The following is a 14,820-nucleotide window of genomic DNA, read 5'->3' on the forward strand; positions in this document are numbered from 1 at the left end:
TCAGGCGGTCGTTTGCGCATGATCTTTCCGGAAAACCGCTTCGCACTTTTCCGGATCATGCTCTAGCTCATCAGCGCCGGACGGATAGCGACCTTGTTTTCGCGCGGCCCCCAGCGTGTCAGCACCACGCTGGAGCACGAGAGCAGGCCGAGCACGACCATCGAGCTCGCGGCGAGCCAGAAAAAGTTTTGCGCCGTCGCATCGTGCGTCGACAGCCACCAGCCGGTCGTCGCGATGTAGATCAGTCGTGCGGTCTGCGCCAGCACCGGGCCGATCACCTTGGCTGCACCCTGCGACGAGAAGTACATCGTCGAGGCGAGGCCGATGAAGGCGTAGAACGGCGCCACCGTCGACAGATATTGATGGCTGGTCGCGCGCACCGTCGCGCTGTCCGTGAATATGTTGACCCAGAGGTCGGGGAACAGCGCAACGAGGCAGGCCGGTGCGCCGACAGCGACGAAGGCGCTCGCGCCCGCGATCCATGCGATGCGGCGCGCACGCCCGATGCGGCCGGCGCCGACCGCCATACCGATCATCGGCACCGAGGCGATGCCGAACGAAAACGCGATCGAGGTCAGCAAAAATTCGAGCCGCGCGCCGATGCCGTAGCCGGCGAGAATCGCGGTGCCGAATTTGGCCAGCATATGGGTGAAGATCGAGATCGTCAGCACCGATTGCAACGGCGAGAAGCAGGCGATGGCGCCGACCTTCAGGATGTCGAAGAACATCGCCCATTGGATACGCAGCCCGCGCAGTTTTGGAACGATGCGCGCACGGCCGGAAAACAGATACCAGCCCATCACGCAGATGTTCATGGAGTAGGCGATCAGCGCGCCGGCGGCGACGCCGCGCATGCCGAGTTGCGGCATGGGTCCGAGCCCGAGGCCCAGCGTGCCGCCGAGCACGATCTGCCAGACCGCGGAGTTGAGAATCAGAAGCGACGGCAGCTTCATGTTGCCGGTACCGCGCAGCACGCCGGCCATGGTGTTGAGCAACCAGGGCAGCACGGCGCCACCGAAAAACACCTGCGTGTAGGCGATCGCATGCGTCAGCACGTCGCCGCGGCCGCCGAGCATCGTGAGCACCTGGGGCCCGAAGATCAGCATGCCCAGCATGAATACGAGGCCGAAGGTGATGCCGATCAGGAGCGCATGCGCGGCCAGCGTCCCGGCGCGCTCGCGATCGCCGGCGCCGAGCGCACGGGCGATGGCCGACGCTACGGCACCGCCCATGGCACCGCCCGACATGGTCATGGTCAGGATCACTGTCGGAAACACCAGCGCCATCGCGGCCAGCGCTTCCACACCGAGGCGCCCGATATAGGAGGTCTCCGCGATCACCACGCAGGTGCCGGCGGACAGCGCGACCACGTTCGGCCAGGCGAGACTGAGCAGCGTGCGCAGAATCGGCCCGTCGGTCAGCGCGCTCCGTACTGGGCGCCGCGACGGTGGCAGCGGACGTTCTTCCTCATCGACCGGGATCTCGGCGATGTCCGTCATTTCCTCTCCCGGGCAAAAGCGCCAATTGCGGCGCGGCAATGCTTAGGTGTGCCAATGAATTTACTCGCGCGAAAGGCGCGTCGATACTTGTTAGCACGGTCGCGGCCGATTCCTCCTGCGTCAGGTGCAGGCGTGCCCTGCGGCAGCGCATTTCAAGCGGCGGAATTAACCGACCGTCCAGATCAGCGGCGGCCGGCCGCCTGCCGTTGGGCGCAAGTGTACGCCGATATGCCGGCCGCATCCGGCAGCCAGCCCCTCGAACAGCCCCTCCAGCACTTTTGCGCAGGCGCGGTGATAATCGGCGACGTCGTCCATCAGCTTCCAGCTCTGCTGACGGATTTCGCAAGTGCCTTCGGACGTCGTGGTCTCTGCCGCATCGTCTTGCGCAGCGAACAGCGCGTTGAGGAAGGATGCGAACTCGCTCGCACCTCCGCGTGTCGCCGACAGCGCGGCCGCGACCTCGTCGAAATATTGCATGCCGATCAGCTTGCCGGTGAGGTGCAGGAGATAGCCGGCGTCTTCCGGCCCGAGCAGCTGCACCATCACCGGTGCTGCCGTGCGGACATACTCCATCGCGTAGTTGCGATAGGCCTTTTCAAGGCGTGGCTTCGGCCAGCTCGACACTGGCAGAGCTGGTGCCGTCTTCGCGTCGAATGCAGGGGCTTCGAGGTGCCGCGCGAACACCAGGCGCTGGTCGAGCTCGAGCGGATGGTCGTATTGGTGGTAGTAACCTTCGAGCCCGTCCTGGCCGTCGACGCTCTGCTTGGTGCAGACGAAGCCCAGGCGGAGGTCGCCGAGCGCAACGCCGTTATTGGCGTGCCAGCCGCGCAGCATCGCGCGGGAGACCGCGCCGGGCACGCCGCAGATCGCGGTGCCCTTCCAGATCCAGCGCGGCGGCGGATAGCGGATCCAGGCCTTGGTGTCGCTCTCATGCATGTATTCGACGTGCACGCCGCCGATCCAGTTGGAGAGATAGTGATACTGCGCGGCCGCCACGGCCGGCGGCAGATGGCTGAGGCCGAGCTTTTGCAAGCCCGGCAGGAAGCGCTCCTGCTGCTGACGTCGAAACACGCGGAAGACGAATTCAGCGGCGTCAGCCGTGCCGCGCCGCGTGACCACGGTGAGGATCAGGCCGGTGAAATAAGCGTGATAGAGGTCGGCGACCGCGCGCCAACGTTTCCATTGCGCGTCCTGCGCGGCGTCTGCTGCGGTCATGCTCGCTCCCGATCGTTGTTTTGATCGAGTGTGTCACTGCGTCCCGAGACTGGCAACCGGACGGTCATGCAGGGCGCCCTGCACGACGGCCCATCAATTCCGCATCACGAATTTTGCGACGCTTTGGCGGCGCGCTCGCGCTCGACGCGCTCGGTGGCGTCACGCGCCATCGCGACCGATCCGACCACGTTGCCGCCGGCGTCCCGCACCAGCGCAAAAGTCATCTCAATGTAGAGCTTGCGTCCGCTTCTGTGCAGCGCGCGAGTGAGCGTCGGCCGGCCCGCAAGCTTCATCGCGCCATTCGCGAGCGCGGCCTCGAAGCCCTTCCAGTGCGCGGCGCGCAGATGCTCGGGAATGATCAGATCGAGGTTTTGGCCCAGCGCATCCTCCGCAGTGAAGCCGAATAGCGCGGTCGATGCGCGATTCCAGCGCGTGATGGTGCCGGAGCGATCCGAATAAATCAGGGCGTCGGCGACGTCGTCGAGGATGTTTGCATCGAGTTGGGATTGATCGGTCATGGCGCCACCTCAGACGAAATGTAGCGCGGATCGAGCGCAGTGCAATCCGGGATCCTTGTCGCGAGAGTTCCCGGATCTTGTTGCGCTCCAACCGGGCTGCAAGGCGTTGCCTAGGTGGTCCGAAAATCGTCACCGTCTTTGGCCCTTTGGCGACGACATTATTGACGCCGCGACACCTCAAACGGAAGCACCTCGAAGCCTCTCACAAACTTGACCAGGTCCTCCGCGCCCTCGGACGCAAGCACCCGGCCATCAGCATACTGCACAATCAGGAAATCCCGTTGGGCAGCGCCATCGCTCGCGGTTGCCTGCCAAAGAAGTCGCCCCGACGCCTTGTCCCTTAACGTAAGCGACTGAGCTGAAGCCGGCGCCACTTCCCAGTCGTAGCGGTCGTCCTCTGAGCGAGTGGCAGCGGGGACGGCAAAGGATGATGGCTTGGCGCCTGTCGACGCATCCCATGCCGACCACCCGCTATCGGTCCGAACAAATACCTTGCTCCCGTCCTCACCAAGGCGGATCTCGGAGATTTCTGCATCGGTCGGAAAGAACAGCTTCCTGCCGGATCTAATGACCGCAACGCCATATGTGTGTGGATCTGCGACAGTGCGCTGCTCATGGAAGCCGGTCGCGAATGTCGTGAGATCAGAGGACCAGGTGAGCACCTCGCTGCCATGGATATCGTCGATATGGATAATACGGCGGGCCGTCGCCGGGTCCCATAGCGTGACCTGATCGGGCGTTGCCCACACGACAACCAATCCGCGCCGAAACTCCATGCCGGAAACTTGAGTATCCTGGCAAGGCCGGCTCCATTTGAGCAGCGGCGGCACCGACTGCATGTCAACCAGCAGCGCATTGATATTCGAGCTGCTCGCGTCGAGTTCGGTCGGTGCAAGGAGGAGATGTTGCCCATCGAACGCGAAGGCGCCGTGCGGCCTGCCGCAAAAGGTGTGCAGCGTCTTTCCGGATGCGTCGGCGACGATCTTCTTTTGGGCCAGGTCAATAAAATAAACATGGTAAGCCCAGACCTCTTCTTCAGCCTCGTCCTGCGCCTCGCCGCCAGTCGTTACCTGAATGATGCCCTGGCGATCCGTCAGCTCGACACTCTGCACTTTCTCCAAGCTGACCAGAGAGGCCAATCGCTGATCGACTAGATAGTTTTTCTCTGCCTGCAAGTCGTGTGGGACGTCGAACGGCCACGGCGACGGCCGCTTGCGCTCGATCCAGGTCCAATTGCTGGCATCAAGGGGCAGAGCGAGTGCTGCCGCATCCTCGATTGGCGCACCGGTCTCTGCCGACCAGCCCATCGTCTCGGTGTCATCGACCGTATCCCGGGCAAGCCGCGCAAGGACAACACGTCCGTCGGCGGAAATGGCCATGCGCGTGAACCTGGCGGACTCGCCCGACGTCAGTTCGCGAAGAATGGCACCGGTTCTCAGGTCCGAGATAACGATCGTGGCCTGGGTTCCCGTCAGAAACCAGCTTCGGCTTGGGGCAATCTCGATGGCCTGCGTGTGTTCAGGCCCGAGCTGCGTAACGGCCACAAAGCCCGGTGGAGCTTCGGCCGCCGTCCCGACTCGTGGCAATGCCGCCGAGACAAGCTCAACGGCGATGGCCACGGCGAGCAAAAGGAACGATCTTGATCGCATGCTGGGCTTCGATTGCGATGCGTCTTCGGCTGATCCCGATTTAACGACGCGACCCTAAGTCGCAAAAAATGAACAAATCGCTCCGAATCCCGAGCGTTTTTGCGGGCTTCATCTGCGGCGAGAAGTGGCTACACCCGAAAATGCTTGCTCAGCTTCAGGCCCTGCGCCTGGTAGTTGGAGCCGATGCGCTGGCCGTACATGGCATCGGGGCGGGCCAGCATCTTCTCGTAGACGAGGCGGCCGACGATCTGGCCGTGCTCGAGGATGAACGGCACTTCGCGCGAGCGCACTTCCAGCACGGCGCGCGCGCCCTGGCCGCCGGCGCCGGCATAGCCGAAGCCGGGATCGAAGAATCCGGCATAGTGCACGCGGAATTCGCCGACCAGCGGATCGAACGGCACCATCTCCGCGGCGTAATCGGGCGGCACCTGCACCGCCTCTTTCGAGGCGAGGATATAGAACTCGCCGGGATCGAGGATCAGGCTGCCGTCGGGACGGGCCGAGATCGGCTCCCAGAAATCCTCGACCGCGTAGCCGGAGCGACGATCGACATCGACCACACCAGTGTGGCGCTTGGCGCGGTAGCCGACGAAGCCTGTGCTTTTCTCGCCGGAGAGATCGACGGAGACGGCAACGCCGCCGGTAAGATCCGCATCGTCGATATCGACGAGGCGCTCGGACGCATGCAGCGCGTCGAGCTCGTCGGCATTAAGGATGGCGTCGCCGGTGCGGAAACGGACCTGCGACAGGCGCGAACCTTCGCTGACCAGCACCGGAAACGTCTTCGGGCTGATCTCGGCATAGAGCGGGCCGTGGTAACCGGCGCCGATCATGTCGAAGCGGCGCGTGCCATCGGCGATCACGCGGGTGAAGACGTCGAGACGGCCGGTCGAGCTTTTCGGGTTGGCAGCCGCGACAATCTCCGGCGGCAGCGCAAGGCTCTCGAGCAGCGGCACGATGTAGACGCAGTTGGTCTCCAGCACCGCGCCGTCGGCGAGGCTGAACTCGTGCAGCTTCAACTGGTCGATGCGCTCGGCGACGGTGGCGCCGGGGCCGGGCAGGAAGCTCGCACGTACGCGGTAAGCGATGTCGCCGAGGCGCAGATCGAGGCTCGCCGGCTGGATCTGGCTTTCGACGAAATCGTATGCAGGCAGGATGAGGCCCGCTTCCGCCATCGCCGCGATCATGCGGTCGGGCAGGATACCATTGGCGTCGGCGGCAACCGTGAACGTCAACCGGGGGTCCTCATCGGGGTCAAATACATCCGGACATGCGGGAAATACTAGCCTTTTACGGCTATCCGATGGACGCCTTGACGAAAAGGGCATTGCGGAATATGAGCATCACTTATCCCGTGGTGATTTGAGCCGGCCGGCTTGCAGCCACGTTAAATAAGTCGCTAAACAGGCCGGGGACCTCTGTGATCCCGGCCCGTGGATATATCCAGGCCGGTTTTTTTGTGACCATTTTCGATGGTCACGCAGAGGAGAGCCTATGTCGAAGTCCCCGGCGTCCACCACGCAATACCGTCCCGAAACCCGCCTGGTCCATTCCGGCACCCTGCGCTCGCAATATGGCGAGACGTCGGAGTCGCTGTTCCTGACCCAGGGCTATGTCTACAACAGCGCCGAGGAGTGCGAGGCGCGGTTCAAGGGCGAGGACCCCGGCTTCATCTATTCGCGCTACTCGAACCCGACCATCGCGATGTTCGAGCGCCGCATGATCGAGCTCGAAGGCGCCGAGGCCGCGCGCTCGGCGGCGACCGGCATGGCCGCGGTGACGACCGCGATCCTGGCGCCGCTCAAGGCTGGTGACCACGTGGTCGCCTCGAAGGCGTTGTTCGGCTCGTGCCTCTACGTCATCCAGGATCTGCTACCGCGCTACGGCATCGAGACCACGCTGGTCGACGGAGCCGATCTCGACCAGTGGCAACGCGCGCTCAAGCCCAACACCAAGACGTTCTTCCTGGAGAGCCCGACCAATCCGACGCTCGACGTGCTCGACATTCCCGCGATTGCCGAGATTGCGCATAGCGGCGGCGCGCGGCTGGTCGTCGACAACGTGTTCGCGACGCCGATCTGGCAGAGCCCGCTCGCGCTCGGCGCCGACGTCGTCGTCTACTCCGCGACCAAGCACATCGACGGCCAGGGCCGCTGCCTCGGCGGCATCATCCTGTCCTCCGAAGCCTTCATCGCCGAGCACATCCACAATTTCATGCGCCAGACCGGCCCGTCGATCTCGCCGTTCAATGCCTGGGTCCTGCTCAAGGGCTTGGAGACGCTCGGCGTGCGCGTGCGCGCGCAGACCGACACCGCAGGCCGCATCGCCGACGTGCTGGCGAGCCATCGCAAGATTGCGCGACTGGTCTATCCCGGCCGCGCCGATCATCCGCAGGCCGCGCTGGTGAAGAAGCAGATGCGCGGCGGCTCGACGCTGGTCGGCTTCGAGGTCAAGGGCGGCAAGGCCGCGGCATTCCGCGTGCTCAACGAGCTCAAGCTTGCAAAGATCTCGAACAATCTCGGCGACGCCAAGAGCCTCGTGACGCATCCGGCGACGACGACGCATCAGCGGCTGAAGCCGGAGGTACGCGCCGAGCTCGGGATCGGCGAAGGATTCATTCGCTTCTCGGCAGGGCTCGAGCATGCGGATGATCTGATCGAGGATCTGACGGCGGCGCTGGAGAAGGCGTAGCCACGCATTCGATATTGTAGGGTGGGCAAAGTGCCCACCAATCCGGCGACTAAACCGATAGATGGTGGGCACGGCGCTTTGCGCCTTTGCCCACCCTACGGCACCGAGTCCTACATCGGCCGATAGGTCCGCACGTCCGCGGGCACGTTCACCCCCAGCTTGATCTGGCCGACCGAGCGGATGATGTCGTCGCCGAGCAGCTGGGCGAAGCAGGCATAGCCCCAATCGTTCATGTGCAGGCCATCGGCGATGACAAAGCTCTCGACCGGGAGCGCCTGCTTCTCGTGCCAGTCGCGCATCACCTCGAAGCGCGGAAAGATGCCGACGTGACGGAGCGCGGCGACCTTGCCGAGCAGCTTCACCATCTTGCTCGCGCTCTCGGGACGTTCGGTGACGCGCGGCGAATATTGCGGGTCGACCAGCACGACGTCGGCATCGCCTGCGGCCTGGATGCGGGTGACGCCGTCCTCGACCATCCTGGCGGTGTCGCCGGGATCGAGATCGCGCAGCACGGCATTGGTGCCGACCTGCCAGATCACGAGATCCGGATGCACGTCGATCACCTCCTTCTGGAGGCGCTTCATCATCTCGGGCGCGTCCTCGCCGCCGATTCCGGCGTTGATGACGGTGATGTTCGCCGTGGGATATTGCCGGTGCAGCTGCGCGGCGAGACGGTTCGGATAGTTGAAGTCGGGCGAGCTTGCGCCGTAGCCCGCCGTCGATGACGAGCCGAACGCGACGATGACGACGGGCTGGCCGGCGATGAGCTTGCTCGCAACATGCGGCAGCGAGCCCATCGTCTTCGAGCCGCCCTTCGGCGCGAGACACGGCACGCGGCGGAAGATGTCGCCGGCGGATTTCGCGACCTGCTTCACCTTGTCGATGGCGCGCGAGGTGAGGCCGCGCTGCTCGCCAGCCGCCGGGCTGGTTGCGGCGACGGTCGTCTGGGACGGTGATGCCGGTGCGGGATTAGCAGCCTGCTGCGGAGCGGGGGTCGCCTGGGCGGTTTGAGCGCGAGCAGAAGCCTGCAACACGGGCGTCAGCATCAGCAGCGCCGCCGCTGCGGACGCGGCCAGCCATGTCGACAGGCCAAAAGGGCGGAGAGAACTCATTAACGCTAGACCTCAATTTTGCTGCTGGCCCGGCCCCAGATGGGCAGCGTCGATCACAAACTGCGCCAACGCACGGCCGATGCAATCATGGACCTGTTTCGCGAGCTCAGGGCCGCGGGAGGGGCTGAACAGGTCGAACTGACCCTGGTCATTCCACTGCCGCATCATCGCGAAACGGTCGAACAGCGGGACATCATGCTCCTGCGCCACCACCCGCATATTATCGAGATAAGGCGGCGCCGAGATCATGGTTTCGGTACGCGGGCTGTACTGCAAATTCATCAAGACGACGTCGGCCCCTGCATTTTGCAATGCAGCGACCCCTTCGGTCACGGCACCGCGGAAATCGTCGGGATCGATGGATCGGATAGCATCCACGGTCCCGGTCTGCCAGATGACCAAAGTAGGTGTTTTTGCTTCCATCAGCTTAACGAAGGTTCCGGCGGCTTCCTCCGCGGTCTTCTTGCTCTGTATTTCTACGGATACGTGCACGGTCTCCGCAGGCGGCAGCTTGTCCTTCAGAATGGCCTGCATGCGCGCCGGATAGGAGCTGTCCTCCGAGGATGGAATGGTGGTGGAGCGGCTGCCGATCACCAGGATCTCGAGCGGCTTGCCGGCCTTGACGGTCTCGGCGACCTTGTGGAGCTGGCTGTCGGTGGCAAGCAGATAGGGCGGCAATTCGCAGGCTGCGGGCGCGGCAGGCACAGCGTCGCCCGCGCGCGCCGAAGGCGCGACGAGACCAGCGCACAGCAGGATCAGGCTCAGGAGAACCTTCGCCTTCATCAGCCCCCTCCCGCCAGATCGGCGTTGCCGGCGGCGGCTTTGGTTTTCGTACCGCTCTTGTCGGCCACGCGCTTGTACCACGAAATCACCCAGGCGACGCCCCACATGATCAGGATTCCGGAGAGACTAATCAGCGCATGCATGCCCGGTCCACCGGAGACCTCGGCCAGGATGAAATGGCCGGCAAAGGCCAGGAAGACGCCGAGGCAGAAGATCTCCAGCGAATGCTGGCCGCACAGGATCAGCGGCCGCAGCCACGGCGATTTCAGGCCCGGCCACTCCCGCGGCAGGAAGCGCACGGTGAGCGCGGCCAGCGCCAGAAAATGCGTGAAGCGCAGGACGTCGAGGTCGGTCTTGTCGATCGGATACATCCACTGCTCGAGCCGCTTCGGCATGAGATGGCCGAGCTGCGGCACGTACCAGGTGAGCGTCACGTAGAACGCCCCGACGAGACAGGCGATCGAGATCCACATCGTCACGGGTGAGGCCAGAATGCGCGACATGCGTCGCGCACCTCCGAGCGCGCACCAGGCCCCGAACACGAAGAGCAATTGCCAGGCGAGAGGATTGAAAGCCCAGAAGCCGTTCGGGTAGGCCGAGAAGTAGAGGTCGAATTCCCAGGTCGCCGCGTAGAGCAGCGCCGAGAGCGCGAGCGTCACATCGGGCCGCCACTTCATCGACCACAGGATCAGCGGCAGCGCCAGCATCAGCACGATGTACAGCGGCAGCACGTCCATGTTGACGGGACGGAAGCGCAAGAGCAGCGCCTGCACGATGGTGACATCGGGCTGCTTGAGGAAGTCCATGATCCCCATCTCTTCGGTGTAGAGCGGATTCTCGAAGCTGGTCGCGACGTAGGAGATCTCGGCGAGGAAGATCGTGAACAGGAAGACGTGGGCGACATAGATCTGCCAGCACCGGCGCAGGATGCGCGCGGTGGCGATGACGAAGCCGCTCTCCAGCATGGCGCGGCCATAGACGAAGGCAGCCGTGTAGCCGGAGATGAAGATGAAGATCTCGGTGGCGTCGCTGAAGCCGTAATTGCGGATCGTGAACCAAGTCAGCAGATTCGGCGGCAGATGGTCGATGAAGATCAGCCACAGCGCCAGCCCTCGGAACAGGTCGAGCCTGAGCTCGCGCTCGCCGATGGCGGGCAGCGTGATCGCCGGCGCGCGCGGCTGCGCTGCCGCGGGCTTGGCCTCCACAAGCTTGGCCTCCGCGGGCTTGGCACCCGCGGTTCCCGCGATCGTCGATCCCGTCACTTGATCGGCAATGGTCATCGGGGCCCAAAAACCCTTCCGCAAAATCGCGACGTTTGAGGAGTGTACCGGTCCCGTCGCCGCCTCGCAAAGCGGCGGGATCACATACGGGTGTATTCTGTGAGGGTGTACTTCCCTGCCAATTCTGGCGGGACGATGTCGCGAAAGCCGCCCGCGGCGTTTGGTTCCCGGCCGGGTTTTCGTTATGATGGCAATCATGTACCGCGCCGTGACCCGTCAGATCGAAGTGACCGTCGAGCCGAACTTTGTTCCGGAGCAGTCGTCGGCCGACCGCTCGCGCTATTTCTGGTCCTACACCATCGTCATCACCAATTCCGGCGACGAGACCGTGCAGCTCAAGACGCGGCACTGGATCATCACCGACGCCTCCGGCCGGCAGCAGGAGGTCAAGGGCGAAGGCGTGGTCGGCGAGCAGCCGACCTTGGCCCCCGGCGAGCGCTTCGAATACACCTCCGGCGTGCCCCTCTCGACCGCCTCCGGCTTCATGACCGGCCGCTACCAGATGGTCAGCGCGAGCGGCGAACGTTTCGAGATCGACGTGCCGACGTTTTCGCTGGATAGCCCGGACAACAAGCGGGTGTTGAACTAGGCGAGCGCGGGTGCCGTAGGGTGGGCGAAGCGAAGCGTGCCCACGTTCTTTGCTGTCGTCGAGAGGTCGTGGGCACGGCGCAAGTGCGCCTTTGCCCACCCTACGATAGCTTGCTACGCGTCTTCCACGCCCGCTTCATCCGGCGTGAACTCGTACACCGATGAGCAGAACTCGCAGGTCACGACGACCTTGTCGTCCTTGACCATGGCGGAGCGATCGTCCGGCGAAAAACTCTTCAGCATCGAGGCGACCGCGTCGCGCGAGCAGGAGCATTGCGCTTTCAGCACCAACGGATTGAACACGCGCACGCCGCGCTCGTGGAAGAGACGATAGAGCAGCCGCTCGCCGGAGAGATCGGGATCGATCAGCTCGACGTCCTCGACGGTTTCGATCAGCGAGCGCGCCTCGACCCAGGCATCGTCCTCGGCGACGGCGTGCACCTCGACGCCATCGGGCGCGTCGCCGGGATGCAGATCGGCCTGCCGCGCGCGCTCCGGCGCCTTCGGCAAAAACTGCATCAGCATGCCGCCGGCGCGCCAGCGATGCTTGCCGCCGTCGCTCGAGCGCCACTCTTCGCCGACCGCGAGGCGCACGCGCGTCGGGATCTGCTCGGAGCGCAGGAAATATTCGTGAGCGGCGTCTTCCAGGCTGCCGCCGTCGAGCGCGACCAGCCCCTGGTAACGGCTCATGTCCGGCCCCTGGTCGATCGTCATGGCGAGATGGCCGCGGCCGAGCAGCGTGCCGGAATCCCTGGTGTCACCGAGGCGGTCGGCGTCGAAGCGTGCATAGGCGCGCAGACGATCCGGCGCCTGATAGTCCACCACCAGAAACGACACCGGCCCGTCGGTCTGGGCCTGCAGGATGAAACGGCCCTCGAATTTTAGCGCCGAGCCGAGCAGCGTGGTCAGCACGATGGCCTCGCCGAGCAGCTTGCCGACCGGCGCCGGATAATCGTGCTTGGTCAGGATCTCGTCGAGCGCCGGGCCGAGCCGAACCAGCCGACCGCGCACATCGAGCGCGTCGACCTCGTAAGGCAGCACGGCGTCATCGATCGGAACCGGGGATGGCGCGCGAACCGGGCTCTCTAGCCCGGTTTTCATGTCAGGGGATTGGGAAACCATGGCGCTTTATCTGGGGTCGGAGAGTGAAAATGGAAGGGGCGCGAGGGGACCTCAAGCTCGGTGTTGTCCCGGGGCGCGCGAAGCGCGAACCCGGGATCCATAACCGCCGGATTAGTTATTGCCGGCGGTGACATCTCCGAGTCATCGCCTAACCGCAACGTTACTTCACCGCGTCAAAACACCAGGCCAAAATGCCCTTCTGCGCATGCAGGCGGTTTTCGGCCTCGTCGAACACGACTGATTGCGGGCCGTCGATCACCTCGTCGGTGACCTCCTCGCCGCGATGAGCGGGCAGGCAGTGCATGAACAGCGCGTCGGGCTTGGCCAGCGACATCAGCTTCGAATTGACCTGGTAGGGCTTGAGCACGTTGTGACGGTGCTCGCCTTCCTTGTCACCCATCGACACCCAGGTGTCGGTCACGACGCAATCGGCACCCTTCACGGCGGCCTCGGGATCGGAGCCGAGCACGATCGGCGCGCCGGTAGCCTTGATGAAATCGCGCATCACCTTCTTCGGAGCGAGCTCCGGCGGGGTTGCTACGTTGAGCTGGAACTTGAAGCGCTCGGCCGCGTGCGCCCAGGACGCCAGCACGTTGTTGTCGTCGCCGGTCCAGGCCACCGTCTTGCCCTCGATCGGGCCGCGGTGTTCCTCAAAGGTCATGAGGTCCGCCATCACCTGACAGGGATGCGAGCGCCGCGTCAGGCCGTTGATGACAGGCACCGTCGCGTTCGCTGCGAGCTCCAGCAGCGCATCGTGATTGAGGATGCGGATCATGATGGCGTCGACATAGCGCGACAGCACGCGCGCGGTGTCGGCAATGGTCTCGCCGCGGCCGAGCTGCATCTCGGCACCCGTGAGCATGATGGGCTCACCGCCGAGCTGGCGCATGGCGACGTCGAACGACACGCGCGTGCGGGTCGACGGGCGCTCGAAGATCATGGCCAGCGTCTTGCCTTCCAGCGGCCTGACCGGCTGATGCGCCTTCTGCTTCGCCTTCATGGCTGAGGAGGCCGCGAGCATGCTCTTGAGCTCCGACAGCGGCAGCTCGTTGATATCGAGGAAGTGCTTTGGCGTCTTGCTCATCAGCTTGCCGCCCGCTTGTTGCCAGACAGCGCAGTGCAGGCGCGCTCGAGCCGCTCGACGCTCTCCTCGATCTCGGCTTCGGTGACGATCAAGGGCGGCAGGAAGCGCACGACATTGTCGCCGGCGCCGACAGTGAGCAGTTTCTCGTTGCGGAGCGCTGCGACCAGATCGCCGGAGGGCACCACGGCCTTGATGCCGATCAGGAGCCCCTCGCCGCGAACTTCGCTGACGACATCGGAGTGACGGTCGATCACGGAGGCGAGCTTCTGCTTGAGCAGCAGCGACATCTTCTGCACGTGATCGAAGAAGCCGGGCTTGAGCATGACGTCGAGCACGGCGTTCGCAGCCGAGATCGCCAGCGGATTGCCGCCGAAGGTCGAGCCGTGCGAACCGGGCCCCATGCCGGAGGCCGCGTCCGCGGTCGCCAGCACCGCACCGATCGGGAAGCCGCCGCCGAGCGCTTTCGCCAGCGACATCACGTCAGGCGTGACGCCGGTGCGCCGATGAGCGAAGAGATCGCCGGTGCGGCCCATGCCTGTCTGCACCTCGTCGAAGGCGAGCAGCAGGCCCTTCTCGTCGCAGAGCTGGCGCAGCGCCTTCAGGAAAGAAGGCGTCGCCGAACGCACGCCGCCCTCGCCCTGGATCGGCTCGATCAGGATGCCGGCGGTCTCCGGGCCGATCGCCTTCTTCACGGCCTCGATGTCGCCGTGCGGGATCTGGTCGAAACCGTCCATCGGCGGACCAAAGCCTTCGAGATATTTTGCAGAGCCGGTTGCAGCCAGCGTCGCCAGCGTGCGGCCGTGGAAGGCGCCTTCGAAGGTGATGATGCGGTAGCGCTCCGGATGTCCCTTGGAGAAGTGATGATGCCGGACCAGCTTGATCACGCCCTCCAGCGCCTCGGCGCCGGAATTGCAGAAGAACACGAAGTCCGCAAAACTCTCGTTGCAGAGACGCGCGGCGAGCTTCTCGCCGTCCGGGCTCTGGAACAGGTTCGACATGTGCCAGAGTTTTGTGGCCTGCTCCTGCAGCGCCTTGACCAGCGCGGGATGTGCATGGCCGAGCGCATTCACCGCCACGCCCGAGGTGAAATCGAGATAGCGATCGCCATTGGTGGCGATCAACCAGACGCCTTCACCGCGCTCAAAACCGATGTCGGTCCTGGCGAAAACGGGGAGCAAATGCGGCGCAGCGCTGTTGGTCATGATGGTCTCTTTGGATGTTTCGGACGGCCTGAACGTGCGTTGCGCAGCGCATCATTGGTCCGGAAAACGAAACGTGC

At 64.3% G+C, this 14,820-nt stretch carries 13 protein-coding genes and 1 riboswitch; of the genes, 2 read left to right on the forward strand and 11 right to left on the reverse strand.

Features of this window, described 5'->3' with window-relative positions; translation table 11 throughout:
- Positions 1-62 precede the first annotated feature (62 nt).
- The 5 genes from K3F49_RS17145 to K3F49_RS17165 form a co-directional block, all read right to left on the reverse strand.
- Positions 63-1,499 (reverse strand): MATE family efflux transporter, encoded by a 1,437-nt coding sequence (locus tag K3F49_RS17145; RefSeq protein ID WP_234682131.1) that lies wholly within the window; start codon positions 1,497-1,499, stop codon positions 63-65.
- A 165-nt stretch (positions 1,500-1,664) separates the two neighbouring features.
- Entirely contained in the window at positions 1,665-2,714 is a 1,050-nt protein-coding gene (locus K3F49_RS17150; RefSeq protein WP_234682132.1) for a hypothetical protein, read from the reverse strand.
- A gap of 104 nt (positions 2,715-2,818) precedes the next feature.
- Positions 2,819-3,232, reverse strand: coding sequence for a PAS domain S-box protein (locus K3F49_RS17155; protein WP_234682133.1), 414 nt, complete (start codon positions 3,230-3,232; stop codon positions 2,819-2,821).
- Between the two features lie 158 nt (positions 3,233-3,390).
- Positions 3,391-4,860: a PQQ-like beta-propeller repeat protein gene (locus K3F49_RS17160; RefSeq protein ID WP_234682134.1), complete on the reverse strand. Its 1,470-nt coding sequence runs from the start codon at positions 4,858-4,860 to the stop codon at positions 3,391-3,393.
- 149 nt (positions 4,861-5,009) lie between these two features.
- On the reverse strand, positions 5,010-6,116 hold the full coding sequence (locus K3F49_RS17165; RefSeq protein WP_234682135.1) for a 2'-deoxycytidine 5'-triphosphate deaminase: 1,107 nt from the start codon (positions 6,114-6,116) through the stop codon (positions 5,010-5,012).
- Between the two features lie 109 nt (positions 6,117-6,225).
- Positions 6,226-6,305, forward strand: a riboswitch (SAM riboswitch).
- Between the two features lie 70 nt (positions 6,306-6,375).
- Here K3F49_RS17165 and K3F49_RS17170 point away from each other — a divergent pair.
- Positions 6,376-7,572, forward strand: coding sequence for an O-succinylhomoserine sulfhydrylase (locus K3F49_RS17170; RefSeq protein ID WP_234682136.1), 1,197 nt, complete (start codon positions 6,376-6,378; stop codon positions 7,570-7,572).
- A gap of 110 nt (positions 7,573-7,682) precedes the next feature.
- Here the strand turns inward: K3F49_RS17170 and K3F49_RS17175 are convergent, their stop codons facing one another.
- From K3F49_RS17175 to K3F49_RS17185, 3 genes are read right to left on the reverse strand one after another with little or no spacing between them, the layout of a single operon-like run.
- Positions 7,683-8,684 (reverse strand): SGNH/GDSL hydrolase family protein, encoded by a 1,002-nt coding sequence (locus tag K3F49_RS17175; protein ID WP_234682137.1) that lies wholly within the window; start codon positions 8,682-8,684, stop codon positions 7,683-7,685.
- A 12-nt stretch (positions 8,685-8,696) separates the two neighbouring features.
- The gene (locus K3F49_RS17180) at positions 8,697-9,467 is read right to left on the reverse strand and encodes an SGNH/GDSL hydrolase family protein (RefSeq protein WP_234682138.1); all 771 of its coding nucleotides are present in this window, start codon (positions 9,465-9,467) and stop codon (positions 8,697-8,699) included.
- Positions 9,467-10,747 (reverse strand): OpgC domain-containing protein, encoded by a 1,281-nt coding sequence (locus K3F49_RS17185; protein WP_234682139.1) that lies wholly within the window; start codon positions 10,745-10,747, stop codon positions 9,467-9,469. The genes K3F49_RS17180 and K3F49_RS17185 overlap by 1 nt, the downstream gene beginning before the upstream one ends.
- A 196-nt stretch (positions 10,748-10,943) precedes the next feature.
- Between K3F49_RS17185 and apaG the strand changes: the two genes are divergently transcribed.
- Positions 10,944-11,336 carry a Co2+/Mg2+ efflux protein ApaG gene (apaG, locus tag K3F49_RS17190; RefSeq protein WP_187437084.1) on the forward strand — a complete coding sequence of 131 codons (393 nt, stop codon included), beginning with the start codon at positions 10,944-10,946 and terminating at the stop codon, positions 11,334-11,336.
- Between the two features lie 113 nt (positions 11,337-11,449).
- Here apaG and K3F49_RS17195 read toward each other — a convergent pair whose 3' ends face one another.
- The 3 genes from K3F49_RS17195 to K3F49_RS17205 form a co-directional block, all read right to left on the reverse strand.
- Positions 11,450-12,457, reverse strand: a complete 1,008-nt coding sequence (locus tag K3F49_RS17195; protein ID WP_234682140.1) for an Hsp33 family molecular chaperone — start codon at positions 12,455-12,457, stop codon at positions 11,450-11,452.
- 160 nt (positions 12,458-12,617) lie between these two features.
- Positions 12,618-13,541 carry an ornithine carbamoyltransferase gene (argF, locus tag K3F49_RS17200; RefSeq protein ID WP_234682141.1) on the reverse strand — a complete coding sequence of 308 codons (924 nt, stop codon included), beginning with the start codon at positions 13,539-13,541 and terminating at the stop codon, positions 12,618-12,620.
- Entirely contained in the window at positions 13,541-14,743 is a 1,203-nt protein-coding gene (locus K3F49_RS17205) for an aspartate aminotransferase family protein (protein WP_234682142.1), read from the reverse strand. The genes argF and K3F49_RS17205 overlap by 1 nt, the downstream gene beginning before the upstream one ends.
- Positions 14,744-14,820: the final 77 nt, after the last annotated feature.

It is taken from the genome of Bradyrhizobium monzae, from assembly GCF_021458635.1.
Taxonomy (GTDB): domain Bacteria; phylum Pseudomonadota; class Alphaproteobacteria; order Rhizobiales; family Xanthobacteraceae; genus Bradyrhizobium.

Excerpts from the sequence above, each read along its gene's own strand:
- K3F49_RS17145 (WP_234682131.1), bottom strand. The coding sequence starts at position 1,499 with ATGACGGACATCGCCGAGATCCCGGTCGATGAGGAAGAACGTCCGCTG.
- K3F49_RS17150 (WP_234682132.1), bottom strand. The coding sequence starts at position 2,714 with ATGACCGCAGCAGACGCCGCGCAGGACGCGCAATGGAAACGTTGGCGC.
- K3F49_RS17155 (WP_234682133.1), bottom strand. The coding sequence starts at position 3,232 with ATGACCGATCAATCCCAACTCGATGCAAACATCCTCGACGACGTCGCC.
- K3F49_RS17170 (WP_234682136.1), top strand. The coding sequence starts at position 6,376 with ATGTCGAAGTCCCCGGCGTCCACCACGCAATACCGTCCCGAAACCCGC.
- K3F49_RS17175 (WP_234682137.1), bottom strand. The coding sequence starts at position 8,684 with ATGAGTTCTCTCCGCCCTTTTGGCCTGTCGACATGGCTGGCCGCGTCC.
- K3F49_RS17180 (WP_234682138.1), bottom strand. The coding sequence starts at position 9,467 with ATGAAGGCGAAGGTTCTCCTGAGCCTGATCCTGCTGTGCGCTGGTCTC.
- K3F49_RS17185 (WP_234682139.1), bottom strand. The coding sequence starts at position 10,747 with ATGACCATTGCCGATCAAGTGACGGGATCGACGATCGCGGGAACCGCG.
- apaG (WP_187437084.1), top strand. The coding sequence starts at position 10,944 with ATGTACCGCGCCGTGACCCGTCAGATCGAAGTGACCGTCGAGCCGAAC.
- K3F49_RS17195 (WP_234682140.1), bottom strand. The coding sequence starts at position 12,457 with ATGGTTTCCCAATCCCCTGACATGAAAACCGGGCTAGAGAGCCCGGTT.
- argF (WP_234682141.1), bottom strand. The coding sequence starts at position 13,541 with ATGAGCAAGACGCCAAAGCACTTCCTCGATATCAACGAGCTGCCGCTG.
- K3F49_RS17205 (WP_234682142.1), bottom strand. The coding sequence starts at position 14,743 with ATGACCAACAGCGCTGCGCCGCATTTGCTCCCCGTTTTCGCCAGGACC.